25 protein-coding genes are annotated in these 26,569 nt (G+C 42.1%); 21 read left to right on the top strand and 4 right to left on the bottom strand.

Translation table 11 applies throughout. From position 1 onward, the window contains the following. The first annotated feature begins 142 nt into the window (after nt 1-142). The 5 genes from ACQ4KW_RS20180 to ACQ4KW_RS20160 all read left to right on the top strand — a co-directional run bounded on the left by ACQ4KW_RS20180 (nt 143) and on the right by ACQ4KW_RS20160 (nt 5,798). On the top strand, nt 143-766 hold the full coding sequence (locus ACQ4KW_RS20180) for a TetR/AcrR family transcriptional regulator (protein ID WP_430884233.1): 624 nt from the start codon (nt 143-145) through the stop codon (nt 764-766). A gap of 140 nt (nt 767-906) precedes the next feature. Further along, entirely contained in the window at nt 907-1,587 is a 681-nt protein-coding gene (locus tag ACQ4KW_RS20175; protein ID WP_430884232.1) for an ABC transporter ATP-binding protein, read from the top strand. 14 nt (nt 1,588-1,601) lie between these two features. After that, entirely contained in the window at nt 1,602-3,968 is a 2,367-nt protein-coding gene (locus ACQ4KW_RS20170) for an ABC transporter permease (RefSeq protein ID WP_430884231.1), read from the top strand. 13 nt (nt 3,969-3,981) lie between these two features. Continuing rightward, complete coding sequence (locus tag ACQ4KW_RS20165) at nt 3,982-5,232, top strand: HlyD family secretion protein (RefSeq protein ID WP_430884230.1); 1,251 nt, start codon at nt 3,982-3,984, stop codon at nt 5,230-5,232. A 77-nt stretch (nt 5,233-5,309) separates the two neighbouring features. After that, nucleotides 5,310-5,798: a MarR family winged helix-turn-helix transcriptional regulator gene (locus tag ACQ4KW_RS20160; RefSeq protein ID WP_430884229.1), complete on the top strand. Its 489-nt coding sequence runs from the start codon at nt 5,310-5,312 to the stop codon at nt 5,796-5,798. A gap of 104 nt (nt 5,799-5,902) precedes the next feature. On the opposite strand, the gene ACQ4KW_RS20155 is transcribed toward ACQ4KW_RS20160, so the two are convergent. Then, entirely contained in the window at nt 5,903-6,121 is a 219-nt protein-coding gene (locus tag ACQ4KW_RS20155) for a hypothetical protein (protein WP_430884228.1), read from the bottom strand. A gap of 153 nt (nt 6,122-6,274) precedes the next feature. Here ACQ4KW_RS20155 and ACQ4KW_RS20150 point away from each other — a divergent pair, with 153 nt between their 5' ends. From ACQ4KW_RS20150 to ACQ4KW_RS20130, 5 genes are all read left to right on the top strand, one after another. Further along, a complete protein-coding gene (locus tag ACQ4KW_RS20150; RefSeq protein ID WP_430884227.1) occupies nt 6,275-7,150 on the top strand; it encodes a hypothetical protein in 876 nt (291 codons plus the stop codon). Nucleotides 7,151-7,243: 93 nt separating this feature from the next. Continuing rightward, nucleotides 7,244-8,026: a hypothetical protein gene (locus ACQ4KW_RS20145; RefSeq protein WP_430884226.1), complete on the top strand. Its 783-nt coding sequence runs from the start codon at nt 7,244-7,246 to the stop codon at nt 8,024-8,026. A gap of 114 nt (nt 8,027-8,140) precedes the next feature. Next, a complete protein-coding gene (locus ACQ4KW_RS20140) occupies nt 8,141-8,668 on the top strand; it encodes a GNAT family N-acetyltransferase (RefSeq protein WP_430884225.1) in 528 nt (175 codons plus the stop codon). Then, nucleotides 8,665-9,600 carry a helix-turn-helix transcriptional regulator gene (locus ACQ4KW_RS20135; RefSeq protein ID WP_430884224.1) on the top strand — a complete coding sequence of 312 codons (936 nt, stop codon included), beginning with the start codon at nt 8,665-8,667 and terminating at the stop codon, nt 9,598-9,600. Before ACQ4KW_RS20140 ends, ACQ4KW_RS20135 begins: the two co-directional genes overlap by 4 nt. Nucleotides 9,601-9,727: 127 nt before the next feature. Beyond that, nucleotides 9,728-9,991, top strand: coding sequence for a zinc ribbon domain-containing protein (locus ACQ4KW_RS20130; RefSeq protein WP_430884223.1), 264 nt, complete (start codon nt 9,728-9,730; stop codon nt 9,989-9,991). 69 nt (nt 9,992-10,060) lie between these two features. Here the strand turns inward: ACQ4KW_RS20130 and ACQ4KW_RS20125 are convergent, their stop codons facing one another. Then, nucleotides 10,061-11,683 carry an alpha,alpha-phosphotrehalase gene (locus tag ACQ4KW_RS20125; protein WP_430884222.1) on the bottom strand — a complete coding sequence of 541 codons (1,623 nt, stop codon included), beginning with the start codon at nt 11,681-11,683 and terminating at the stop codon, nt 10,061-10,063. 109 nt (nt 11,684-11,792) lie between these two features. On the opposite strand from ACQ4KW_RS20125, the gene ACQ4KW_RS20120 reads away from it, so the two are divergent. The 4 genes from ACQ4KW_RS20120 to ACQ4KW_RS20105 all read left to right on the top strand — a co-directional run bounded on the left by ACQ4KW_RS20120 (nt 11,793) and on the right by ACQ4KW_RS20105 (nt 14,762). Beyond that, nucleotides 11,793-12,278 (top strand): MarR family winged helix-turn-helix transcriptional regulator, encoded by a 486-nt coding sequence (locus ACQ4KW_RS20120; RefSeq protein WP_430884221.1) that lies wholly within the window; start codon nt 11,793-11,795, stop codon nt 12,276-12,278. A 4-nt stretch (nt 12,279-12,282) separates the two neighbouring features. Beyond that, complete coding sequence (locus ACQ4KW_RS20115; RefSeq protein ID WP_430884220.1) at nt 12,283-12,858, top strand: class I SAM-dependent methyltransferase; 576 nt, start codon at nt 12,283-12,285, stop codon at nt 12,856-12,858. Nucleotides 12,859-12,889: 31 nt separating this feature from the next. Continuing rightward, on the top strand, nt 12,890-13,765 hold the full coding sequence (locus ACQ4KW_RS20110) for an aldose 1-epimerase family protein (RefSeq protein ID WP_430884219.1): 876 nt from the start codon (nt 12,890-12,892) through the stop codon (nt 13,763-13,765). Nucleotides 13,766-13,889: 124 nt separating this feature from the next. Next, complete coding sequence (locus ACQ4KW_RS20105; protein WP_430884218.1) at nt 13,890-14,762, top strand: hypothetical protein; 873 nt, start codon at nt 13,890-13,892, stop codon at nt 14,760-14,762. 121 nt (nt 14,763-14,883) lie between these two features. Here the strand turns inward: ACQ4KW_RS20105 and ACQ4KW_RS20100 are convergent, their stop codons facing one another. Continuing rightward, the gene (locus ACQ4KW_RS20100; protein ID WP_430884217.1) at nt 14,884-15,123 is read right to left on the bottom strand and encodes a hypothetical protein; all 240 of its coding nucleotides are present in this window, start codon (nt 15,121-15,123) and stop codon (nt 14,884-14,886) included. A gap of 336 nt (nt 15,124-15,459) precedes the next feature. Here ACQ4KW_RS20100 and ACQ4KW_RS20095 point away from each other — a divergent pair, with 336 nt between their 5' ends. From ACQ4KW_RS20095 to ACQ4KW_RS20085, 3 genes are all read left to right on the top strand, one after another. Next, nucleotides 15,460-16,701 (top strand): GNAT family N-acetyltransferase, encoded by a 1,242-nt coding sequence (locus ACQ4KW_RS20095; protein ID WP_430884216.1) that lies wholly within the window; start codon nt 15,460-15,462, stop codon nt 16,699-16,701. A 76-nt stretch (nt 16,702-16,777) separates the two neighbouring features. Further along, the gene (locus ACQ4KW_RS20090) at nt 16,778-18,142 is read left to right on the top strand and encodes a DUF3298 and DUF4163 domain-containing protein (protein WP_430884215.1); all 1,365 of its coding nucleotides are present in this window, start codon (nt 16,778-16,780) and stop codon (nt 18,140-18,142) included. Between the two features lie 141 nt (nt 18,143-18,283). Beyond that, nucleotides 18,284-19,879: a sensor domain-containing diguanylate cyclase gene (locus ACQ4KW_RS20085; RefSeq protein ID WP_430884214.1), complete on the top strand. Its 1,596-nt coding sequence runs from the start codon at nt 18,284-18,286 to the stop codon at nt 19,877-19,879. Nucleotides 19,880-20,011: 132 nt separating this feature from the next. On the opposite strand, the gene ACQ4KW_RS20080 is transcribed toward ACQ4KW_RS20085, so the two are convergent. After that, the gene (locus ACQ4KW_RS20080) at nt 20,012-21,112 is read right to left on the bottom strand and encodes a 4-hydroxybutyrate dehydrogenase (RefSeq protein WP_430884213.1); all 1,101 of its coding nucleotides are present in this window, start codon (nt 21,110-21,112) and stop codon (nt 20,012-20,014) included. Nucleotides 21,113-21,814: 702 nt separating this feature from the next. Here ACQ4KW_RS20080 and ACQ4KW_RS20075 point away from each other — a divergent pair. From ACQ4KW_RS20075 to ACQ4KW_RS20060, 4 genes are read left to right on the top strand one after another with little or no spacing between them, the layout of a single operon-like run. After that, on the top strand, nt 21,815-22,054 hold the full coding sequence (locus ACQ4KW_RS20075) for a (2Fe-2S) ferredoxin domain-containing protein (protein ID WP_430884212.1): 240 nt from the start codon (nt 21,815-21,817) through the stop codon (nt 22,052-22,054). 3 nt (nt 22,055-22,057) lie between these two features. Next, entirely contained in the window at nt 22,058-23,791 is a 1,734-nt protein-coding gene (locus tag ACQ4KW_RS20070; RefSeq protein WP_430884211.1) for a [Fe-Fe] hydrogenase large subunit C-terminal domain-containing protein, read from the top strand. Next, nucleotides 23,792-24,964 (top strand): PP2C family protein-serine/threonine phosphatase, encoded by a 1,173-nt coding sequence (locus ACQ4KW_RS20065; protein WP_430884210.1) that lies wholly within the window; start codon nt 23,792-23,794, stop codon nt 24,962-24,964. A gap of 13 nt (nt 24,965-24,977) precedes the next feature. Next, the gene (locus ACQ4KW_RS20060) at nt 24,978-26,423 is read left to right on the top strand and encodes a 4Fe-4S dicluster domain-containing protein (protein ID WP_430884209.1); all 1,446 of its coding nucleotides are present in this window, start codon (nt 24,978-24,980) and stop codon (nt 26,421-26,423) included. Nucleotides 26,424-26,569: the final 146 nt, after the last annotated feature.

Here is a 26,569-nt window from a genome sequence, read left to right as displayed (position 1 = left end):
TAGTTTTAATCAATAAATGATTATTGCAGTGGGGATGTTTTTTAAAGACATCCCCATTTTTTATGTTCAAATTGCTTGACAGGTGGTAAGATTAGGCGTAGTATAAAAACAAACATACCGACGGTAGGTAGGTGGTGAAAAATTGTTTGGTACAGACTTTGAAAACTTAGAAACAAAAGACAGAATCCTTGCAGTGGCAATGGATATGTTCTTTACGAAAGAGTATGGAAAGGTCACCTTGAAAGAGATCGCAGATGCATCTGGTGTGACAAAAGGTGGAATTTATCACTATTTTGAAAGCAAGGACCATCTTCTTGCAGAGGGCATAAAGTTCACTTTCCAGATGATTATGTCCGAGATGGATAGCCTCCTTGAAAAGAACATCAGTGCTAAAGAAGTCATCGCTTCTTGGTTTAACATCGAAAAAATGATGGGTGCATATGCTGGTGTATTGACAGGAGAAGAAGCAACAGAAAACCTCTTGCAGTTTATGTATCTCATGTTGACGTCTGTGAAGAAGTCACCTGAAATCAAGTCCTTATTGAGTGGCTTGTATATGGATTCTATTGATAAAATAGAAGATATTTTTATCAGGGCCCAAGACTCAGGTGAAATCAGAAAAGACTTAAACCCTAGAGGCTTGGCCGTTCAGATGGTCACTTCCTTTGAAGGGGCAACACTTCTGGGTGGGATTGCAGAAGATTTTGATATTGTGAAACTGGGGCAAGAAATATTTGAAAGTTTCTGGACACAAATAAAAGCATAGCAAAAATATTCAGGGCGCCCGGCGCTCTGTTTATAGGCAAATCACATACCGACCGTAGGTCTTTTTTTAGGGCCGATACATACCGACGGTAGGTATGCTGGCGTGGTGAAGGCATGAAGATTTACTGGGAGGCGAAATATATGGAAGATAAGATTCTACTCCGTGCAAAAGGTTTAGTCAAACACTTCAAAATGGGCGAGGTTACAGTCAAAGCCCTTGATGGTGTGGACTTTGAAATCTATGAAGGGGAGTTCATTGTTATTCTGGGACCGAGTGGGTCCGGAAAAAGCACCCTACTTAACATGATAGGGGGCATGGATGGTCTTGATGGCGGGGAATTGTTTTTTAGAAAAGAACCTGTTCATACCTTGGACAAGATGGGGTTAGCCCTCTATAGACGCAATGTGGTGGGCTTTGTGTTTCAGTTTTATAATCTGATTCCCAGCCTAAACGCCTATGAAAATGTTGCCTTGGCTGCCCAAATCTCAAAACGTGGGCTTGATGTGGCAAAGACATTATCAGAAGTCGGCTTGTCAGATAGAATGGAGCATTTTCCATCTCAACTTTCTGGTGGTCAACAGCAACGTGTGGCTATGGCAAGGGCAATCGCTAAAAATCCAGATATTCTCTTGTGTGATGAACCGACTGGGGCTTTGGATTCCCAGTCAAGTGACAATGTCATGGCTCTTTTGAAAGACATCAACAAAACCCATAATAAAACAGTGATCGTCATTACCCATGACAAGGACATATCAGAAATTGCAGACAGGGTCTTTCATATTAGTGATGGCAGATTGACACATATAGAAAGCAATGTTTGAGAGCAGGTGGACAAATGTTATTTAGAAAGATGATGCGAGATATTTGGAATCAAAAGGGCACATATATGGCCTGTGTGACCATTATGGTTATAGGGCTCATGACATTTAACCTATTTTCCATTGGCTATGACAACTTTAGTCAGTCAAGGGAGATCTATTATGACAATATGAACTTTGCTGATGGCTTTGCCAGTGTGAAAGGCATGCCAATATCAGAACTTAAAGCCATAGAAGGTTTAGATGAAATAAGAAAAGTCCAAGGGCGTCTTGTAAAAGATGTTCGCATTATAGAGGGTGGAGACAGTTCAAATGCCTATTTACGGCTCATCAGTTTCAAGCCAAGCGCTCAGGATGATCTCAATCAGTTCCAGCTCCAGTCGGGGCAGCTGCCTGGGCGTGGTCAGAATGAAATGATTCTCGACAGCAAATATTATAATGCAACCCAAAGGCATCAAGGCGATAAGATTTCTCTAGCGGTTCAGGGCCAAGTGGTCGATTTAAGCGTTTCAGGAAGTGGGCGTTCACCGGAATATATTTATGCCCTTCGAACTGACCAAGACCTATACCCAGATCCTGAAAAATTTGGTGTTGCATTCGTCCCTTACGACACCATGAAATCTATTCTTAGGGCAGGTCAGTCTGTCAACGACATCAGCTTTATGGTTGAGAAAAATTACACATACAAAGATGCTGAGCATGCTTTAAGAGAAAAAATAGAGTCTTATGGCCTTTTAGATATTCGGGCTAGGAAGGACCAAAAAAGCAACTTGCTTCTAAAGTCAGAGATTGACGGCATGAAGGGAATGGCCCTAGCCATGCCTGTGGTCTTTATGGGTGTGGCCGCAATGATTATGGTGATTATGCTTAAGCGACTGGTGGAGAAACAACGGGGACAAATTGGGGTTTTTAAGGCTTTTGGCCTGACGGATTTCCAGATACTATTCCACTATATAGGATATGCCCTTGTGATCGGTGGTCTAGCGGGTGTGATAGGGTCCATACTTGGAAATGTCCTTGTCATTCCCTTCACCAAAATGTACCAAACCATGTTCAATATGCCTCTTATAATGCCGGACTTCTCCTTGAAATATGGGCTTTTGAGCCTTATTTTGGCGGTGGCCTTTTCCATGTTTGCGGGCTACCAAGGGGTTAGAAAGATACTGGAAATAGAGCCAGCTGAAGCCATGCGACCTCCAGCCCCAGCCTCAGCCAAGGAAGGTGTCATAGAACAGATGCATTTTTTATGGAAGAGACTGACCATGATCAGTCGCATAGCCATTCGAAATATGTTTAGAAACAAAGGGCGTACAGGTTTTGTGTTCATAGGCATTGTCCTAACCTACGCCATTTTGGGGCTCCCATATGCCTTAAAGGAAAATATGGATATTATGATCTACGACCAGTTTGAAACAGTTATGGTTTATGACATGAAAGTTGACCTGGAAAGACCAGTAAAACAGCAAGAGGCCGTGGCTGAGATCATGCAGACGGCCAAGGTGGAATATGCAGAACCTCTTATGGAGGTGCCGGCTGTTTTCTATCACACAGGCTACAAAAAAGAAGTGAGCCTTCTTGGCATACAAGAGGACAGCAGGCTTTATAAACTCTATGACAAGGCGGGGCGTCAACAGACCTTGTCAAAAGACGGCGTTATTTTGTCTCAACAGCTTGCAGACAAACTTCATGTAAGTGTTGGTCAGGATATATTGCTTAAGAGTTCCTATGCCCGTCGTCCAAAGGACACCGTGCCAGTCAAAGTTATGAAAATTATTCCTCAGTACCTGGGATTGAATGCGTACATGGATCAAGGCACACTGAGTCACCTGCTTGACCAGCCCCAGTTTGCCACATCTGTCATTGGTAAGACAGACCTTGAAGGGGTGCATGAAGTTCGGGACCGCTATAATGAATCCAGTATGGTCTTTGGCGTGAATGGGTCCCAAGAGTTAATGGACAAGTATTCTGAAATGATGGAAATGATGGGTTCAATGCTGGGCATGTTTGTTGTTATTGGTGTCCTATGTGGATTTTCAATTGTCTATGCATCTTCCATGATTGCCCTCTCGGAAAGAAAACGAGAGCTTGCATCCATGCTTGTTATCGGGCTGAGTTATAAGGAAGTGAAGCGGGTTTTATACCTGGAACAATGGTATACAGCAGTTTTGGCCTTCCTTTTAGGTATGCCAGTCTTAAAACTAATGGTAGAAGGCATGTCTTCCATGATGGCAAATGATGTCTATACCATGCCGACAAAGGTTTCACTTTTATCCTTTCTTACGGCCGCAGTGCTGACACTGGCATCTATAATACTTGCACAGTGGAGACTGGGAAAGAAAGTGGAAAAGATCAAGCTTGTTGAGTCATTGAGTATAAAAGAATAGCGAGGCGATGAAGATGAATAAAAAGAAGATATTAGGAATGGTTGCCCTTATTATAATAGGATTATTGGTTGTTGGATTTAGTTTAAACAAAGCCATTGCTGTTGAAACGATTCAGGTGGAAGGGCAGGATTTTACAGATTCCTTTCGCGAGGATGGGATTGTCTTTGCTGAAGATGAACGCCCTCTTGTGGCAGAAGTTGGGGGCATTGTGGCGGATGTTCACGTTGAAAATGGTGATGACGTTTTGGTGGGTGATATTATTCTAGCCCTTGATACAAAGCAGCTTGAAATCAAAAAAGAAGCTGTTGAAGGTCAAATTGTCAGCTTGAAGGGACAGGAGGCCTCAGAAAAAGAAAGGGTCAAAGCCCCAGATATCCAGGCTCAAAAACATGTTCTTAGTATTGCTGAGTCAAATAAAGACCAGTTGCAAGCGGACTTTCAAAGGTCAAAGGCTCTTTATGAGTCAGGAGCCATCAGCTTACAGGCCTATGAGAATGCAAAGCAAACCTATGAGGCTGGTCAGGACCAGTACCAAATGGAAGTGTCACGATTGCAAGGGCTACAAGCTCAAAATGAAGTGGGACAGGGGCGTCAAACCTTCTATGATGGACAGCTTATTCAGTTGCAAGCGGAACTGGAACTGATTAAAGACCAGATTGACAAGAGTGTCCTTCGGGCCAAAACAGATGGTGTGGTCACAGGGTTAGATGTGAAAGCGGGACAAGCCATTATGGCCATGACGCCTGTGGCGAAAATAATCAATGATAAGGCTCTGAAAATTGAATCTATGGTTTTGGCAGAAGATGTTGTTGATCTTAAAAAAGGTCAATCGGCAGAGATCATTCAGACAAGAAAGGGTATTGAGAAAGTTATTCAAGGGACAATCACAGGCATTGATCCTGTGGCCCAAGAAACAATATCAGCTCTGGGTTTAAAAGAAAGACGGGTTTTGGTGACCCTCGTTCCAAGTGATGAAAGTCCAGTTGACCTTATAGCGGGATCAGATGTGGATGTGAGGTTTATAGCCTATAAGGTGAAAAATGCCCTAGTCATTCCGAAGTCTTCAGTTTTTCCGATAGATTCAGGCGATGGTGTCTGGGTGATACGAGATGGTAAAGTCGGTCTACAGGCCATAGGAACAGGCTACGAGTCCACAAGGTATATTGAAGTCTTAGCTGGTCTTGAAGAAGGAGACCACATTCTAAAGAACTATGATGAAGAGGGTGTGGTAGAAGGGATCAAGGTAAAAGACGACAATCTATAAAAATTTATTTCATTTCCAGACTCAAACTGATAGAATGTACTTGAAAGTTCAAGGGTATGTTTATCGGGGGAGGACAAATGGATTTTAGAGTTTTAAGAGAAGTTGGAATGATAGCAAGATGTGTCAACACAATAGCGGATGCTGAATATAGACGCTTTAGCCTGGAAAAAGGTCAGTTTCTATATGTGGTTCGCGTGTGTGAATATCCGGGTATCAATCAAGAGACGCTTTCAAATATGCTCAAAGTTGACAGGAGCACGACAGCAAAAGCAGTGGGCAAGCTGATTAAGCAAGGGTATATGCGAAAGGAACGTTCTGAAAAAGATAAAAGGTCATACAAACTCTTCCCAACGCCACGGGCTCGACAAGCATATGATGTGCTGAGAAATGTAGAAGACAAGGCTGCGGAAAGCGCCCTGAGAAATTTCTCAGATGATGAGCGGATGATGGTCTTGACCCTTCTTGCAAAAATGAGAAAAAATGTTGAACATGACTGGGAAACAATGAAGTCTGGCAACCGCCAATACGTCGCTGAGCTTCCAGAGGATTTGGACGAAGAGACTTAATCGGTAGAAATGATTAAGGGCTATGACCAAGCAAGCAGAGATCTATGAAACAGGAACAAAAAAAGCCCCCTGGATTGGATAGGGTGGGCTCATTATAAGTAATATTATTCTTGCCTGAATAGGGATTCGTCTTTGTCAATCATTGAGTTGACAATATCGAGCGCTATGCAGGCATTCATTTTTTGTGTGTCTTCATCCATTTGATGTAACTCTTTTCGAGAAAAACAGTTCATATTGTGTCTTGTTGTGCCACATTCGGCTTCAAGGACAGCCCGTCTTTCTTTAAGGTTAATGATTTCGTCGAGAAGAACTTTTTTATTCATAAAATCACCTCCTCGCATCTCCTATATAATATTTACCCTAACGGTAAGAAATCAAGCATTTTCCCATGGGAATTTAGGTTCATTTCTGTGCCAAGAGGCGTATAATGTTAATAATTGAGGCTTATCTATATGGACAGTTCATTGGAGGTTCCTATGAAAATTGCGTTGGCAACACACCGACAAGGGATTTTGACACTTACGAGTGAAGATGGTTATTTGATGGCCTTGAAAAACTGGGAGTATAAGGTCAAAACGGATGGTAAGGCGAAGGATATAGACAGATTTCGAACCTTCTTGGCCAAGCAGGTTCTTCCCTGGGAGGCTGAGGAAGAAGAAAGGCTTTGTAAAATCATAGGGGCCTTAAACCACAAGCTGGATAAATTAAAGAGTGCCATAGTTGCAGATACACTCAAAAGTATATTCATCATTAAAACAACGGGTCTGGATGAATGGAGAAGTGCTTACACAAGAGAAAATTCCATAATTCTTCCCGTGAATAAACTTGAAACATATGATGATTTAGCCCTGGAAAAACTCCTGGCTCATGAGGTTTTTCATGTGCTGAGTCGATTTAATGAGCCCCTACGAAAGAGACTCTATGAACTTCTAGGCTATGAAAAAGTTCAAATAGACTGGAAAGCCCATGAGATTTCTAAGAGAATACTTGTTAATCCAGATGCTCTGGATACCACATGGGCCCTTGTTGACAAGGACAGGGAGAATGTAAATTGGACGATTCCGATTATTTTTCTAAGGGAGGGGCATTCTGACTTTCAGGCCCAAGATATATCCGATCGCATTGCCTTTAAGTTATATACCCTTCATCCAAATCAGAGACAAGGCGTCATACAAGAGGTCGAGGCGGTAAAAGAATTTAAAAACCGTTTTGGGGCTTATGGTTTTATGGGGCACCATCCTGAAGAAGTCTTGGCAGAGGCCTTCGTATCTTGGATGTATGGTTTAGACCATAGACCATATATAGAATCGGACTGGTTTGAAGTCTTTTGTCAGACACTGTCATCTAATTGAAACCGAATTATTACCGTTTTGAGACGAAGGTGTAATAATCTTATGTTAGACTCGTTCATGAAGAAAGACATGGATAGATTAAGGAGAGTCAAAATGAATAGATTATTTAAAGGATTTATAATTACAACTGTAGCAGTGGCCATGATTGCCCTTGGTGGATGTGGCAGTCAGACAGACAAGGCCCCTTCACCAGATGGAGATGCACCAGTAACTGAAGATGGATCACAAGACCAGGACCAAGAAAAAGATGTGACAACCCTAGAACAGTTAAGTGATGAAGACTTGGCTGAAATGACGGGCTTTGACACGGACTTTGAGTCCTATAGGGAGAGTCAGCCGACCCGAATTGGTTTCATGAAAAAAGTAGATGGGGACTTCAAGTCTGAAAGGAATATACTTGTTTACACAGGCAGTGCAGAAGATGCAACAGCCTTATATGTGTATGAAGAAGAAGGCACAGTTGTTGGAGCAAAACTTGATGAGTTTGCGGGTTCGATAAACACGGATAGAGTTGATCATGATTATGTGTTTTACAATTATGGAGGCATGCTTGAAAATCAACCATCGGCAGAGAGCCTAGAATTTAGTGCGGAAACAGCATCAGACTTTGAATCCTCTTTAAAGGAGGCCTTTATAGGACAACCTCTTTATAAGCTCAATGAAAAGCTGGATGTTTATGTGCCTGTTTACAAGTATGTAAAAAACGAGTCAAAACTGAGCTTGAACACATACACCATTGTTAGTGAAGTGGGTCTGACAGCGAGCACAGATGTAAATGTAATCTACGACACAGAGGGAAGCATTATTGACTTGTATTTGGACCCGTCTTACGGACCTGACAAGAAGAATCCATTTGAAGTTCTAGACAGTTACTAAGTTTTTTAGCCCCTTTGGTGCTTGAAAGATAGAGTGTATATAAATGCTTCACTAAAAACGAGAACAGTCTTTTTACTAATTTTCGTTAAAAGAACAAGAAGGTGATCTGGCAGAATGTTGTCTTTTGAAGTGGTTGAAGTTAAGACGGACGAGGATATAAAAGCCTGTGTAAAACCTATAAAAATGGCCTTTGCCCCAGTGGCAAGACGCTATAAATTAAGCCAAGAGAACGCCCCAAACAATGGGGCGTTTCTTGACTTTGGAAAATTGAAGTCGGAAATGCATAAAGGGCTTATTTTGTTTTGCATACACGGCCAGATTGATGGTCACAAGGCGGTTATAGCGACCATTGGAATAAAGCAGGCCAAAGCAGAGGAATGGACAGTCTCACGGTTGGCTGTCCTTCCAGAATTTCAAGGGCACAAAATTGGTGCAGGACTTGTCCAATATGTCGAGAAGCATATTAAGAAGGTCAATCGGAAAAAGGCGACAGAGCCTTATATCTTGAAACTGGGCTGTATTGCTGAAGATCAGGCCCTGATTGCCTTCTATGAGAGAAATGGATACACCATCCAGAAAATAAAGTCATTTAAGAACTTGCCCCATAAGGTCTGTTTTATGAAAAAGAAGGTGACCCCATGAGACTGGAAAGACTTTTGGCCATTGTTATGTATTTGCTGAATCGGAAAAGGGCCACAGCCAAAGAACTTGCAAGACATTTTGAAGTGTCAGTTCGAACAATCCAAAGAGATGTGGATGCCCTCAGTGCAGCAGGCTTTCCTGTTTTTGCTTGGCAGGGAAGACAAGGGGGCTATGAACTGCTTGATACATTTAAGATGGACAGAAATTTCCTAACGAGTCAAGAACTTGAAATTCTGCGAACCCTATTAAGGGGCATAGAGTCCACTTATACCGATGAGAACATCAGGCGACTTATATCAAAATTTGAGTATATGGACCATGTGCGACCCAAGGCTTGGGATAAAATTGAGTCTGGAATTGTGCAAATTGACCTGAGTGGGTGGGGGGGACAAGAGGCCTTAAGTGACAAACTGAGTCTCCTGCGATCAGCGACAGAACAAAAGCGTATTATCGGCTTTTCTTACGCGAATGTGAAAGGGGAAATTACCCGACGAAGTGTTGAACCCATAAAACTCATTCTTAAATCAAATCAGTGGTATCTCTTTGGCTACTGCCTTGTTCGTGAAGACTACCGCGTTTTCAAGATCGGCCGAATTACAGACCTCAAGGTTCTGGACACTGTCTATGAAAGACAACATGAAAGAGATATTCCAAACCTGAATGATACATATGAAATAGACACAAGACCCCAAATAAAATTGATCTTACGTTTTCACCCATCGGCTCTCGGTCAGGCCAGTGATTTTTTTGGATTTGAACTGATTCGAAAAGACAGCCAGGGGTTTTACATAGTTGAAGTGACCTATCCAGAAGATGAATGGGTGTATGGCATGATCCTTAGTTTCGGGGATAAAGTTGAAGTGCTTGAACCAGATCATATAGGAAAAATCATCAAGGCCAAGGCAGAAAAAATCATTTCCACTTATTTATGACATACTGTTGTCGTATTTAGGGCAGTATACTGTAAATATAAAGAGGCGCCTCAAAATATTAAAGGCCATTACAAGCAGGTGAAGTGATGGTAAAACTCAAGTTTTTTTAAATCGAGGAGGAATAGAAATGACTCAAGCCAATGAAAAATACTGCCAAAGTTGTGGAATGCCAATGACTGATGACGCTCTATTTGGACAGGAAGCCAGTGGAGAGAAAAACAGTGACTATTGTAAGTACTGTTATGCAGACGGCAAGTTTACTCAAGAGAACATCAGCCTGGATGACATGATCACTGTTTGTGTGCCCCACATGAAAGCTCAGGGGTTCACAGAGGAAAAAGCCACAGAAATGTTAGGGAACTTCCTGCCAACCTTGAAGCGGTGGAAATAAGTGAAGAAATAAGTGATAAATAAGGCCCTGGCTTATATGCATAGCATAGAGCCAGGGCCTTATAGATTTTTACAGCTTTTTTAAGAGCATAATAGACTCATAGGGCTTAAGTGTAAGTGCCCCTTGTTTGTGGTCAATGATTTCATAATTGTGGCTTAGCCTTTCAAGAGAGAGTGGATCAAAATCAAGTGAAAGCGTGGTTGGCTCTTCGCTGAAATTGTTGATACAGTAGAGTCTTTCAAGGCCATTTTCACGCTTGTATGCAAAAATATCCTTTGCATCTTTGTGAATAAACTCGAATGTGCCGTCAGTTATAACATCATATGCCTTACGAAGGGCAATCAAATTCTTATAATGGTAAAAAATTGAGTTTTCATTTTTAAGGGCGGCTTCTACATTAATGTCCTTATGGTTGGGGTTGACCTTGATCCAGGGTTGCCCCTCTGTAAAGCCAGCGTTTTCATGGTCATTCCACTGCATAGGTGTACGGGCATTGTCTCGGCCAATTTTTTTCAGACTCTCAATGGCATCTTCGTGGCTGACCCCTGCCTTTGTCGCTATTTCATAATGGTTCAGTGACTCAATGTCCCGGTAGTCTTCCAAGGCATCAAAACCAATATTGGTCATGCCAATTTCCTCACCCTGGAATATATAAGGCGTTCCTTGGAGCCCATGAAGGAGGGTGGCCAGCATTTTAGCAGACTCCACTCGGTATTTTGTGTCGTTGCCCCAGTAAGAAACACTTCTTGGCAGGTCGTGGTTGCCAAGAAATAGAGAATTCCAGCCTCTGTTGTGGAGGCCTGTTTGCCATTTTTCGATAACAGATTTAAAGGCATCAAGATCAAGGGGGATGGTGTCCCACTTGTTGCCGTCCTTCCATCTCAACATAATGTGGTGGAACTGAAAGACCATTGAGAGTTCAGACCCATCTGGGTTTGAAAACGCCTGGGCAGAGTCCACTGTGGCCCCCCAGCATTCGCCCACGGTTAGAACATCACTGCCCTTATAAGTGGCTTGATTCATTTCTTTTAAGTGGGTATGAAGCATGGGGCCATTGTCTGTAATTTTTTCATCAGGCACCTTGCCAATCAGGTCTATAACGTCCATTCTAAAACCGGCAATACCCTTGTTTAACCACCAGTTCATCATTTTATAAACGTCTTTTCTTAAGTTCTCATTTTCCCAGTTTAGGTCAGGTTGTTCCTTTGCGAACAGGTGCATGTAATATTCATTGCTGTTCTCATCAAGGGTCCATGCGGGTCCGCCGAAAATGGATTCCATGTCATTGGGAAGGTCGCCCGTGTTTTCACGCCAAACGTAATAGTCTCTATAGGGGCTATTCACATCAGCCAGGGCGCTTTGAAACCACTCGTGCTGATCGGATGTATGGTTGACAACCAGATCCATGATGATTTTGATGTTTCTCTTCTTTGCTTCTTCTATTAGACGATCCATGTCTTCCATAGTGCCAAACATGGGATTTATATCGTAGTAGTCAGATATGTCATAGCCATTATCAGCCATAGGTGACTTGTAGACCGGGCTGAGCCAAATAACATTGATGCCTAGGTTCTCTAAATAGTCGAGCTTTTCAGTGATACCGGCTATATCTCCAGATCCTGATCCGCTTGTATCATTAAAACTTGTTGGATAGACTTGATAAACACATGCCTTTTTCCACCATTTTTTCATTCTTTCCACCTACCTATCATGATTTCTTGAATGGATGCCTATAAAAAGTGTAAAATTTAAATAGCGGAAATTCAAAGGTGTCGATGACACATGAGGAGGTGGCCCTTTGATGGAGCATGATGATCATATTGTTAAAGATGAGCATGTGGTGGTCTATGATATATTTGACCGCATGGCCAGTGTGATTCAAGATATGAATAATATATCTTACTATGTGAAAGATGGGTGGAAACTTCCCAACTCAATGCAAAGTGTTTTGGGCAAAATTTATAGATATGAGGGACACACGGTATCAGACATTTCCAGAATATATGATATTGACCTGAAGAACACAACAAAGTATGTGCGAGAACTTGAAAAAAGAGGTTTGGTATACAAGGAGAAAGAGGGTAAACATAAAATACTCAAGCTAACAGCGGAAGGACGTGACCTGCATAAGATCCTATCTGAAGAAAAGGCCAAGCTGCTTGACGTCATTCTTTCAACTGTTGGACAAGAAGATATTGAAACGACTGCTCGGACCCTTCTGAAAATGGCTGAGCAAACACATAAGTTTTATGAGTCTGTAAAAGAAGAAAATTTGAGACCGAGGTGAGTGTATGTTTAATGCCAAAGCTGAAGGCATGAATAGAAAGGCACAGGGTTATGACAGTCAACCGGACAAGGTTCTTGATGCCCTTAAAATTGAAGAAGGCGAGACCGTCATGGATTTAGGTGCCGGTGGCGGCTATTTCTCCATACGACTGAGTGAGGAAGTTGGGGACAAGGGCCGTGTGTATGCGGTTGAAACCAATGATGACATGCTGGAATACATGGACAACTATTTGAATCTACTCCAAAAGTCCAATGTGGAAACCGTTCGTACAAGAGGCGGTGTGCCTGACATACCAGACGAAAGCTGTGACCTTATTTTTGCTCGGAATGTTTTTCATCATTTGGACAATCCCACCTTGTTTTTCCTGGCCCTTGGCAATAAGTTAAAGCCGACAGGGCGCATAGCCATTCTTGATTACAAGCCAACGGGTGGGTTTAGTTTTATCTCACTTTTTAAACATCATATTGAAGAAAATATTATACTGGAATCAATGGAAAGTGCAGGCTTTAAGCCCCTGCAATCATTCGATTTTTTAAAGAAGCAATCCTTTACAATATTCGAAAGAAAAACAGACCATTAAATAAAGAAGACCACTTGTTGGAGGCCTATGAATGTATACGATAGAAAACGCATTTATTAAAGTTGCAGTGAAAGCACAGGGGGCAGAGCTATGCTCCCTGGTGAGAAAAGAAGATGGCAAGGAGTATATTTGGCAAGGCGATCCAGCCTACTGGAAGCGTCATGCCCCCGTTCTATTCCCAGTGGTGGGGACACTAAACCCTAAAAGGGGTCTTGACATGGGACGCCATGGTTTCGCAAGAGATATGATGTTTACTTGCGAGGGTGTCAAAGAAGAGAGCTTGGTCATGGTTCTGAAGGCATCAGAAAAAACCAAAGAAGTCTACCCTTATGACTTTGGCCTGCGCATTACATACACTTTAGAGGAAAACCGCTTAAATATTGGCTATGAAGTGGTCAATGAAGGTACAGGAGAAATGCCGTTTTCCATAGGGGCCCACCCAGCCTTTAACTGTGATTTGTTTGGCGGACATGTAGAGCTTGAATTTGAAAAGGAAGAAGCTCTGGAATGTCTGTGTCTTGATGTGGAAAAAGGTCTCTTAAATGGAGAAACACTTGATATATCCCTGAAAGATCGAAAACTGAAAATAAAGTCTGAAAGCTTTAAAAATGATGCCCTTGTTTTTGAAAACTTAGAATCAACTTGGATAAGGGTGCTTGACCCATCTACAAAAACATCTGTAAAAGTGACCTATGGTGGTTTTCCCTTTATGGGTATTTGGTCACCGGGCGCTCCATTTGTTTGTATTGAACCCTGGTATGGTGTGACGGACAACTTAGTGGATGAGGGGCCTTTAAGTGATAAGAGGGGCATTGTCTTGCTTGGCCCTAATGAAAACTTTGATGCCGTGCATAGTATCGAGGTGGAGGCATTTGAGTGGTTAGAGGAAAGCTCTACTCAAACCTAGAATAAAACAGGTTCAAAGGGTTGATGGATCATCCTATAAGATCAGAAAATTGGGGTATATAGTAGGTGTAGAAGTATGATTGTTTCAAAAACTGCATGAGGCTTTATGGAAAGGAGGACTCTCGATGAAGAAGGATTATAAGATTCAGAGTCAAAATACCATGAGTCAGTGGCCTATTCAAGTGAAACGACCCGACCAAATACCTGACAGCTTTTGTGAACGCCTAGATGAAAAATTTGGTGCCCAGTGGCCGTATTCTATTTTCATTCCACCAACAAAGTGGGATGCAGAAGGGAAACGCCCAAAGGTTTTCTCAATGGTAGAGGATGGCATTATGTACTTTGAAGATGTTAAATCGGAAGTCAAGGAGGTTTTTTACCCCTTTAAAAACATACTCTATGTTGAAATAGGTCGTATGCTCTTGAGTTCCTGGATGACGATTCATGGTATGGTTGATGGCCAGTATCGACAGTCCACAATAAGTTATAACACTGTGCGGGATGATCTATTCGATCCAATTATTGAAAAAATTAGGGCGCGTATTTCTCCTGACAGATCCATGGTTGAAGATCAAAATGGAGAGCGACTTTCTGATCTCAAGCAAATGGATCTTAAGTTTTTAAACTATACGAAACAGTCCCTTCTTCCGGGAGAAAAAATAGTCAATATTATTTATCAGCCTAAGATTCAGGAGGCGAATGGAAAGTTTATGAAAGCACTGCCAGAACACACGCATGCTGTGGTTTTGACAGGCAATGAGTTGATTTTGATTAAGGAAGACAACCATAAGTATAAAAATGTTCACAGCAATTATGGTGTTGTAAAAGATTTTATTCCCCTTGATCATATTACAAAACTCACCACAGATTTACTGGATGCAAGCTTGACCATGCACGTTGAAGTGGATGAGAAAGATAAGTTGGATAGGGTCTTTTCAGAGGACCAGTCAGACCGTATAAATCAGCTCATTAATAAGTTTAAAAAGTTTATGCACTGATGGTCAGTCCGTAGAGGTTTGCAAATGGCAAGATTAAGCGTGTAAAAAATAAAGCCCTAAAAGCGAGATATAATCGCTTTTAGGGCTTTTGTGTCAGACATATTTGTCTAATGGCTTGCCTTTATTCGTTTTTAAGGAATGATCCCTGCATTAAGAATTCAAGAACCTTTTCACCTTCAGCTGGATCTTCAACTTCAACGATAATGTTGTTTGGATGCTCTTTAACAATATACATTGAGCCGATGATTGACTTGGCATTTACCTTGATTTCACCAGACTTCAGAAAAACTTTACCATTTAGCGTTGTAACGAAATTTACAAACTTCTCAATATCTTCGATTTTAATAAATTCTGCTCTCATAACGAGGCCTCCTTTGTCGCCGACTCAGTCGGACGCCTAATACCTTAAAATTGCAATGAATGCATTTTGTTCCGTATAAGCCAGTGCTTAAAGCTATTTAAGGACTGGCTTATGCGGAACATGTCCTTATGCAGTTTCATAACTAAACCTTATACTGTTAATATATCACTGATTTACGAAAATAAACAGTCTTCAGAGCATTTAGGAAACGTTTCGCTAAAAAAATAGTATAATAGACTGGCGAAAGTAAAGAAAGTTATTTGCTGTAAAGACAGAAAAGTCAGTTTATGATAGAATATCAACAACATTAAAATTATTTTAACGGAGGCAGGACCAATGAAACTTATCCAAGTAGAAAAGTCAGACACCCTGATAGATTATTTAAAGCAAGATGAAATCATAAACTTAAACATTATTGGAAAAATCGAAAATGGTTCAGAGTATCCCATATTTACAGACGATCCGAATAATCCAAGTGGCGTTCTTGTTAAAAGTGGATATATGCACTTCTTATATACAGAGTCAGAAGCCTTTATTGATGCTGTTTTAAGAGATCATATGGCTGAAGGTTTCTATGGATTTGCGGGTGTAGACGTTAAAATTGCAGAGCGGATTAAGGCAAGAAAGACAGAGCATTGGCGCAATAAATGCTCAATTTATACATTTAAGGAAGAGAGCATAGATTTGGTGGAGGGGGACTATGACGTAAGATCACTGCGTATAGAGGATGCAGAAACGGTCGATAAGTTTTATGAGTACAGGAATGACAATTCTATTCACGCCATACGAAAAGATATAGAGTTTAGACCATCATCAGCGGTATATGTTGACGATGAGCCTGTATGCTGGGTTTTGGTTCATGAAGACAATTCCATGGGCATTATGTACACAAGAGAAGAGTATCGTCGAAAAGGGCTTGCTGAGGTTGTGTCGAGGGACTTGACACAAAAAATTCTAAAGCGGGGACAAGTGCCCTACCTGCAAATTGTAGATGGAAACGAGAAGTCACACGGCTTGGCGAAAAAGTGTGGGTATGTAAAATATGGTGATTGTGAATGGTTTGGCATCATTTCTGGCCATCCCAAAGAAATGAAAGATGGTGCTAAAGAGGTCCTTAAGGACTTTGAAAAGACCTATGGCCATCCACTGTTCCAGGGGCAAAACCCCCTTTGTGTTGAGTACTTCCTAGACATTAATAGACAGGAGCCTCATCCAGACTATGAGGTGGTCATTCTTAAAGAGGATGACGACTGGACAAAGTGGCGTCAGGGCAGTCATAAAGCATGTGGTGTTATAAGGCCTTTATGCCCTATGGAAGCTTGGGAAATAAGATTTAAGGGCCATGCTGTGGGAGGCGCCCTTATGGAAAAAAACAAGGATGTTGAAGATTATAATATGCTTGCTCTCTTTGTAGATGAAGACTTTAAGGCCCAAAGTGCCTTTAAATGCATAAGCCAGGCCATGATGGAAATGGTGAGGAAAGAAAACAGGTATTTCCTCATGACTGTGGTGGAAGATAGTGAACGAGATCTATACGAATCCGCTGGTTTTCTTTATGGTGGTGTCATTAATGTGTAACTTCATTGTCACCGATTTGAAAAGACTTTGATGGACTGATTTGTTACGATGTTTTCGATGAAGATCGGAGGCAACAATGAATAAAAGACACATTAGAAAAATCGGAATTATGCTAACAGCCATTATGCTGGTGGCAGGATGCAGCAATGCAGATGTAAAAAAAGAAACGGAGCTGGAAACAACACCGGTTGAAGCGCCTGTAGAAAATGCGTCAAATGCAGAAGAGACGTTTATTATTGATAGAGAAGCATATACATATTCTTCAGATAAATTGACAATAGACCTGACCTTACCTGTGGTTAAGCGAAATAATCAAGTGGATAGGGATGGCACGCGCGTCCTTCAAAAGCCATTTAGGGATGAAATCAACCGAATGATGACCGATGCAGATTACTGGGCAGGACGCGAAGAGGCTTTTGAGCCAAGAAGCTTGACGGGAGATTTTGAAATCCTTTATGAAGATGACCTACAGGTTAGTATTTTGCCTGAAGTCAATGAAAATGAGTGGATGACTGCTGTGACACTCCAAAAGTCTGCGGGGCTCTCCTTGACTTACGAGAATCTCCCCAAGACAGATCAGTTTTGGACTGTTGTAAATGAGGAAATTGAAAAATTAACATTAGATCCTATTGATATTACATCTAGGGAAATGGTATTTGACCATTACTATATCACTCAGAAGGACTTGGTTTTCACCCTGCCCAAATGGAAGGTTGAGGACGCCGGTGTACAAACCGTAAAAGTGCCCCTGGAACTTCTTAACATGACTCAGGAAGACTTTCTTGTGAGTGGAAGTGATGTTATAAGCATTGGGTCAAAGCAACATGTTGTGTCCACACCCTACTACACATTTGCAGGAGAAATTCCTGTTTTTGAAAGTGAAAAAAATCCTGCCTTCGCAAAAGAACTCGCGGATTTGATGGATAAACAAATCGTCATGAATCAGAAGGTCATCGAAGACGATGCCAAAGCCGTGCATGAATCAAATAAAAGTGACGGATTTGTCTTCCCGCCAGATATTCACAATGTTCAGTTTGATGTGAAAAGAAATGATTCAAGGTACATTAGCATCTATATCACATATTATTCATACACAGGTGGCGCCCATGGCACCCATTACGACCTTGTTTATACATTTGATCTTGAAACACAAGAACGTGTGGAACTCAAAGACCTCTTCAAGGCTGATGCGGACTATGTTGCTGTGATCAACGAAAAAATTGAGAGTCAAATTCAGGATATTCGTGAGGCGGCTGTTGAAGCAGGTGAGGAAAACTGGTCGCCGTATGATGGTTTTGAAACCATTGCCCCAGACCAACACTTCTACTTGACGGATGATTCTCTGGTTGTTTTCTTTGGTCTTTATGAAATTGCACCTTATGCAGCCGGTATACCAATGTTCGAAATACCGTTTGCTGAACTTGAAAGTGTTATGAAATAGTAATGGAAGCAACTTAGGAATTGTAATAGAATAATACATGGTAAAAAGATAGGGTCCGCCATAGTTAATGGTGGACTTTTTTATGTTCTTAACGGGATTTGGGTATGAGATAGGTAACACGATGATAGAGGGGGGATAAACATGATAGTCAACAGCAGCCGTAGGACGAAAAACTTTATGCAAGCTGTCCCTGTTATGGTTACCATTCTTGTCATCTTGGTTTTAATCTATACCTTGATATTATATAACCGCGAGATTGAATCTTCTAAAAGTGAGTTCATAGAGATTGGGTCCAAATTAACGGGTCAATCTGCCAATGGTATGGAAATGTGGCTGGAAGATCAAGTTAGAATGTCCAGTCTGATAGCAGACCACCCTGTGATCGAACTTTTGTGTGAAGATCCCACCAATCCGCTTGCCCGGTATGAAGCCCGGATTTACCTGGAAGGGCTCAACAACAGATACCCCTATTACGAAGCCCTGCCTGTGGCGCTGTACACAGAGGACCCCATAGACGTGACAAGCCGAGGTAAGACTGTATCAGTAGAGAATGGAACCTTTATTGTAGACTCTGTAAAAGGGAATATCGTAGGAGAGGGCGGCTTGAATCTCAGCTATATCGATGCAATCTATAATGGAAAGGACTATTATATAAGCGAAATCTATCCCAGTATAAACAGTGGGGAACCCATAATAGCCATAAGTCACCCGGTTCGGTATAATGGACAAGTTAAGGGCGCGGCCATCGTGGCCCCTAAAATTGAGTATTTTTCCTCGAGGTTTGTTGAACCAGCCATGTATGGTGAATCCGGCTATATGTTTATCATTGATGGTAGAGGGCTGGTTGTTTCACACCCCGATTCTAAGTTTATTATGACAAGTTATGAGGATCAAAGTTCTGAAATACAAGATATCATCGACAGAATCCTAATGGGTCAGGCTTATTTCAGAGATGTCTATGAAGATATTGATAAAAGCTACTATGTTAAGCGTGTTGAGCATAACATGGACAACCATCCCTATGAGTGGTATATGGTTTTTACCATGAACAATGATGAAATCTACAGTGATGCAGACCAGTTGCTTCAAATATCCATTACCCTTCTTCTTGGTGGGGCTGTGGTTATTGGGATTATTCTATATTACTATACCAAGTCCTTTGAAGACAAAGTTAGGGAAATACATCAATTGGAATTAAATAGAAAGCTTGAAATAGAAGTGGCTGCCAGGACGAGTCACTTGGCAGAAATGGCTGTTCGTGATGGTCTTACAAAATTATACAACCACGAAGCCACCTACAAGGCATTAGGCGTTGCGGTAGATGGTTCTAGGGTGTCCTTACAACCCATCAGTGTGATCATGCTTGATTTGGATCATTTTAAAACACTGAACGATACCTATGGTCATCAATTTGGAGACAAGGTCTTGAAAGAGACCGCTGATGTCATACAAAAAACTGTAAGAAACACAGACATTGTTGGCCGCTATGGTGGGGAAGAGTTTATGGTTATTTTGCCGGGCGCCCCAAAACAGTCAGCCGTGGCGACTGCAAAACGGATTGCTGTAGGCCTGCGTGAGATCAAGCTAGATGAAGATATTAGAATCACTGCCAGCATGGGCGTGGCCGCTTGGGTCGGCGAAGATGTTGATGAGCTTGTGGCACGAGTGGACAAACTCCTTTACCAGGCTAAGGGCAATGGTAGGGACCGTGTTGAGGCTATTTTAGAAGATGGTTAAAAGAATTTATATGTAAGCCAGAAATAATAAACGCTTCCACGATCGTCCAAAGAGGGCTGGTTGTGGAAGCGTTTTAAAATTCTATTTGTAATATGACGAGAATTATTAAATGATATTTTGCAAGTCGTTCAATTAGTAGAGGGTCTTGTAAATATCACGGATTTCATCACGGGAAAGCTCTGTGTAATTGTTTTGTAGCAGACGTTGTTGTCCGGTAATAACCCCATCCGCCCAAGTTTCAATCTCATCGGCTGTCATGCCGTAGTTTTTCAGTGGATTTTTCTGAATGAGGGCATCAAGAAGCTCTTCAAGTTCATTCCAAACATTGCTTTCATCCACATCAAGCATTTGTGCGAGCGCTTGACCCAACCCTTTGAGATCGCCGTCAGGGTGCTTAGCCTGATATTTGTTAAAAACGGTCATAAAAAACTGATAGTTGGCTTCTCCGTGGGGAACATGATAAGTTCCACCCAGGGGATAGGAAAGGGCGTGAACAGCACCAACACCAGCGTTTCCAAAGGCTAGTCCAGCCATTGTACTTGCTAGAAGCATGTCTTTATGATGGTCGTGGCGAACCTCTGCGCCCTCTTCATGAATGTGCTGGTAAACTTCAAGAATCATGGAAGCAGATTCAAGTGCCAAAGTTCTTGTGAAGGAATTGGCCTTTGGAGAGACATAAGACTCCAGGGCATGAATCAGGGCGTCCACTGAACTAAAAAGATAGTTTTTATAAGGCAGGTCTTCAAGCAAGGCTGGGATCAATACCGCATGATCAGGAATCAGAACCGGATCAGCGAGCCCCATTTTTGTCGATTTTTCTGGGATCTCCATAATGGAGATATTTGTGACTTCACTGCCTGTGCCACATGTGGTTGGAAGGCATATGAGTTCATGTCCCTTTACGAGGGGAACTTGTTTTTCAAAAGCTTGGGCGGATGATGTCACGCCTTGCAAAATCAAGATCTTTGATATATCAAGAACACTGCCCCCACCAATGGCAATCAGTCTATTGAAGTCTTGTGCTTGTGCCTCTTTAATAAGTCCGTCTATCTTTGTGCTGGAAGGTTCCCCCTTGCCGTAGTCGTCGTGGTATATAAATCGGCAAGGTATGTTTAGTGCCTTGAGGGACCGGTCATACATGCCGCGGCTTGTTAAAATCAGGTCATCTGCTTTTATATCAAATGCTTTTATAAAATCCTTTAGTGATCCAAACTTATGTAGTTCTGTATTCATGCTAAAAAGTTTCAATGAAAGTCACTCCTTTTTACTTTTTCCACCTGTGATTTATTATCTCATATGAAAATTATCATGACAACGGCAAGACGTGACGTAGAAAAGTCTTGATCCCAGACTATAAAATATCATTTATTGACCTGGGTCCTATCGTCTCTTGCTATGCATGATTCAAAAGAACAAGTCTTGGAAATTTAGAGATATGAACCTGCAATTTTGCAAGCGTTGAAAGGGAATACTGCAAGTTAAAAATACAATTTTAATACATCACTGACTGGTAGGTGCTTGTAGAAAAAAACTGTACGCTTTTAAAAACAATCATGCAGTATTTGGAAATGTTGCCTGCATATGCGCTCTATTTTGTTAATTAAATAACAAGTGTATTCATCGATCACATACCGATTAATTCCATTAAAGCACCTTTTTTACCTATTTAGTCTTTGTAACACTCCATAAAATCTTTGATTTTGGGCTTCTATTTACGTCGCCTTTGTGATACTTTTAACGTGAAATCGCTCCAATAATTGAGCAACTTGCATAGGGAGCTTTTAAGGTCACGGGCAGACCCCAAGTGGATTTTAGAATACATAAATATTCATAGGGGCTTTGCTCTAAAGGTTTAACTTTGCAAGCGCAAAATATATGAAGGAATATGGGTGGGCGATGGTTGAACCGATGCTTGTCGGAGAAAGGATGAGAAATATGATAGTTCAAGTATGTATTGGCAGTGCATGTCACCTAAAGGGATCCTACGATGTGATCAAAACCATGCAACGTGTTATTGAAGAAGATGATTTGAAAAACAAGGTTATTCTCAAGTCATCCTTTTGTCTTGGAAAGTGTTCAGATGCTGTGTCGGTCCAAGTGGATGAAGGGCCAGTGGACTCAGTTATTCCTGCAGATGCAGAGGCGTATTTAAAACGTCATTTAGAAGTGGAGTAGCTTATGAAATTTATTGAGTTTGATTCGAAAAAATGTGACTCCTGTTTTAAGTGTTTAAGAGTCTGTCCGACAAAGGCCATCGCTTTCACTGAAAAGAAGCGTCAAATTGTCGATGAAATGTGTATTAAGTGTGGACTATGTCAGGCCCACTGTGGGCCTGGGGCTTTAACAATTCATCTGGATATTCAAAGGGTTAAAGATGCCATTCAGTCAGGCAAGCGTGTGGTGGCTTCCCTGGCACCATCTTTTGTGGGGGCATTTAACCTGCTAGAAGCTGAAAAAATGGTTGGCGCCTTGAAGCGATTGGGCTTTGACCGCGTGGAGGAAACAGCCCACGGTGCAGAAATTATTTCAAGACACTATGAAATTGAAATACAAGGATCGACCAGTCCAAATATCATTACTAGTTGCTGTCCATCGGCCAATTACCTGGTAGAGCATTATTATCCAGACGCGGTTGACAGTGTTATTCCAGTTGTTTCACCTATGCTGGCCCACGGACGGGACATTCGTTCAAGGCTTGGAGACGATGTCTATATTGTTTTCATCGGACCGTGCCTAGCCAAAAAAGCTGAAGCTGTTGAAATTGATGGCTCCATTGACGCTGTTATTACCTTTGCAGAGCTGGATGACTGGCTGGGGTCAGAAGGCCTGAAACTAGACAAGATGGAAGCCGGTCAGTTTGACCATCCAGTTAGTCGAAGAGGACGGGCTTATCCCTTAGGGGGCAGTTTGTGGCGTGCAGATCTACAAACCCGAATCAATCCAGAATATAAGTATATTCATGTGGATGGCATTGAGTCCTGTAAGGAATTTCTTGATGCGGTGTCTAAAAAACGAGTGAGTGGTTACTGTGCTGAAATCAATATTTGTTCAGGCAGTTGTATCAATGGACCGGACATGCCATCGTGTGCACCGGGCTTTTATGAACGCAAAACCGTTCTTGGAGACTATGTAGACAAGACCCTTAAGATGGATGACTTATGTGATTCAGAGGCGTATCATCAAGCCATCAATATGGACCTTGAAGTGAGCAGGGGGTTTAAGTCTAAGCCAGTGAATCTGAGTATACCAAGCGACAAGGCCATTGAGGATATCCTGCTTCAAATGGGCAAGTTTTCTGAACAAGACCAGTTAAATTGTGGCGCTTGCGGTTATGCAACCTGTCACGATAAGGCTGTGGCTGTCTTCCATGGTTATTCTGATGTCAACATGTGTATGGACGCCCTCAAGCAAAAGGCAGAGAGTTTGCAGTCTATTATATTTGAAAATAGTCCCAATGCCATTTGTATTCTTGACGAGGAACAGCGCATTAAGGAAGTGAATCCATCCTTCCACAACATCTTCAATGAACAGCGAATCAAGCTGGTCAACTGGCCGGTCTATGCCATTATGAACGATGACATTTTCAGAGAACTGGCTGAATCTGAAGAAGTGAGAATCAGTCGAAAAGTCTATATGGAAATGGTCGACAGGTACTTCTACTGCAATATTGTAAAACTGGATGACGGCGCCCTCTATGTGGGCATATTCACAGATATTACCGCGGCAGAAAAGAGTCGAACAGAACTGGACAGGGTAAAGGAAGAGACCGTTTCAGCCTGTCAGGATGTTATAGAAAAACAAATGCGTGTGGCGCAGGAAATCGCCAGTCTTCTCGGGGAGACAACGGCAGAAACCAAGATTGGCCTCAATAAACTAAAAGGCATAGTTCTAAACGATAATGGAGGGATGTAAATGCTTCCAGATTCACATTATATAGACGTGGCCCACCACTCCCTGAACAAGTATGGCGAAGAGCTTTGCGGGGACAAGGTGGAAGTGGTCAAGGCCGATGACAGAATGATTGTCGTCTTAGCAGATGGCTTAGGCAGTGGTGTAAAAGCCAATATTTTGGCGACATTAACCACGAAGATCATGACCACAATGCTTGAAAATGGTGCCGATATACGGGAGACTATTGAAACGATCATCAACACCTTGCCTGTGTGTCAGGTGCGTAAAATTGGTTACTCCACATTTAGTATTCTGGAAATCAGGGACAATTTAAAGTGCCGCATTATTGAGTTTGACAACCCACCGGTCTTCATGAATCGTGGGCATAAAATGTATGACCTCAAAAAAGAAGAGCTTATGATCGGGGGAAAGAAGGTTAAAATTTCTGAACTGCCCCTTCAAATTGGTGACGAAATCACCCTTTGTAGTGACGGGGTCATCCATGCAGGCGTGGGAAACATATTAAACCATGGGTGGGAGTGGCACCATGTGGCAGATTTTTTAACCCTGCAAAGACTGTCATCAGCAGAAAAGCTTAACAGACGACTGGTCGAAACCTGTGGAAAACTCTATGGAGATAGACCAGGGGATGACACAACGGCTGTAACGGTTAAGGTGAGACGGCCAGAGCGGGTGCAGATATTCACAGGCCCCCCTGAAGATGCCAAACTTGATAACGCCTTTGTCAAAGACTTTATGAAGAGTCGGGGCAAGAAGGTTGTTTGTGGAGGAACGGCTGCCAATATATTTTCTAGGGAACTTGGTCGCGATATTGAAACCACTTTAGATTATATTGATCCAGAAGTGCCGCCAACAGCAAAAATCAAGGGACTTGATTTGGTAACCGAGGGTGTTCTTACCCTCAAAATGGTACTAAACAAGCTGATTGAACTGGAAAAAGGCTGTGAAGAACCAGTTTTTAATAAGGAAGACGGTGTCACCAAGCTTTTAGAAATCTTTTATGATGCATCCACACACATTCACTTTTGGGTGGGGCGGGCCATCAATCCAGCCCATCAAAATCCGGACTTTCCCAATGAGTTGGGCATTAAAGTCAATGTGGTGCGAGATATCATTAAACAGTTAGAGAAAATGGGAAAGATCGTAACACTGCAGTATATGATAGAACAATAGGTTGGTGAAGAATATGCGAAAGTTTGAAAATCAAGTCCAGTTTATCAAAAATGAAGTGATCCGCATGGTGGCGCGATTCGCTTTTGAAGATGCACTGGTAGAAAATATATCGAGTATCCCTTTAATGGCAAATCCGGGTCAGGACCCGCGGTTTAGATGTTGTATCTACCATGAACGTGCCATCACAGCTGAGCGTGTGACCATGGCCATGGGAGGGCATCATTCAGAAAAGGGTGTGATTGAAGTCCTTGAAAGTGCCTGTGATCAGTGTCCAGTAGAACGCTATGTCATTACAGAAGCTTGTAGAGGGTGCCTTGCTCATAGGTGTAAGGGGTCTTGTCCTGTGGATGCCATTCGAATAGAAGGCAACAAGGCTGTTATTGACTACTCCAAATGTGTGGAATGTGGCAGATGTAAAGAAAGCTGTCCCTATAATGCCATTGCTGATGTTATGCGCCCTTGCCGTAGGGACTGTCCAACAGGGGCCATAGAGATTGATTCAAGAAAGAAGGCTGTCATTGACCATGACAAGTGTATCGCTTGTGGGGCATGTGTTTACAAATGTCCATTTGGTGCTATACAGGAGAAATCTGAAATATTACCTGTTATAGAAAGACTCCGCAAGGGACACAAAAATATGTATGCCATTGTGGCACCAGCCTTTGCATCCCAGTTTGACTATGCGGATCTTGGCCAGGTCATCCACGGCATTAAAAAGCTGGGCTTCAAAGATGTGATCGAGGTGGCCCTGGGAGCGGACCTGGTTGTCAAGCATGAATCAGGGGAACTCATTGAAAGTATGGAAGAGGAAAAATTCCTGACAAGTTCATGTTGCCCTGGATTTGTGAACTATATTGAGCTCAAGTACCCTGAACTTCTTGACCACGTTTCCAAGACAGTGTCGCCAATGATTGCAACAGCTAGGCTCATAAAGAAAATAGACAGTGAGGCCGTGGTGGTTTTCATAGGACCATGTATTGCCAAGAAAACGGAAAAAGAAAAAAAAGAAGGCGTAGACTTTGTTTTAACCTTTGAAGAACTGGCAGCAATTATTGAAGCCAGGGATATTGATCTTTGTAAGTTAGAGCCTCATCCACTCAACAACGCCTCTTATTTTGGCAGACGTTTTGCAGCGACAGGTGGACTGAGTATGGCTGTGACAGAATACCTTAAAGAGAAAAAAGAAAGTGATGACTCCTTTGAGAAAATGCCTAGAATCCAAACCTGTGACGGGATTATGGAGTGCGACAAGGCTCTCAAACTGGGTAAATTCAATAGGCTTCAGGCTGACTTCATTGAAGGCATGGCCTGCAAGGGCGGTTGTATTAAGGGGCCCGTGACAATGCATCATGGTCCGAAAGACATTAAAGAGCTTGAAACGTATAGCAAGAAGGCCCTCGAAACAGATCCAGATCAATCTTTAAGAGTATTTGATCTTGAGGGTGTGGAACTAGAGTGATAATATTCTTGCACAGATAAGAGCGTGAGACAATCCAAGATAATTGAGTGGTTCAGTTTTATATCCGAAAATCATATGGCACGGTGAAAAGACACTGTGGTGTCTTATGATAGGAGAATTGGATGAATATAATCTTCAACTGAAAT

The organism is Tianxiuia mixotrophica (genome assembly GCF_050596425.1).
GTDB lineage: Bacteria > Bacillota > Clostridia > Peptostreptococcales > Acidaminobacteraceae.
Note: the sequence above shows the minus strand (reverse complement) of the source record. Positions and strands in the feature narration are given on the sequence as shown.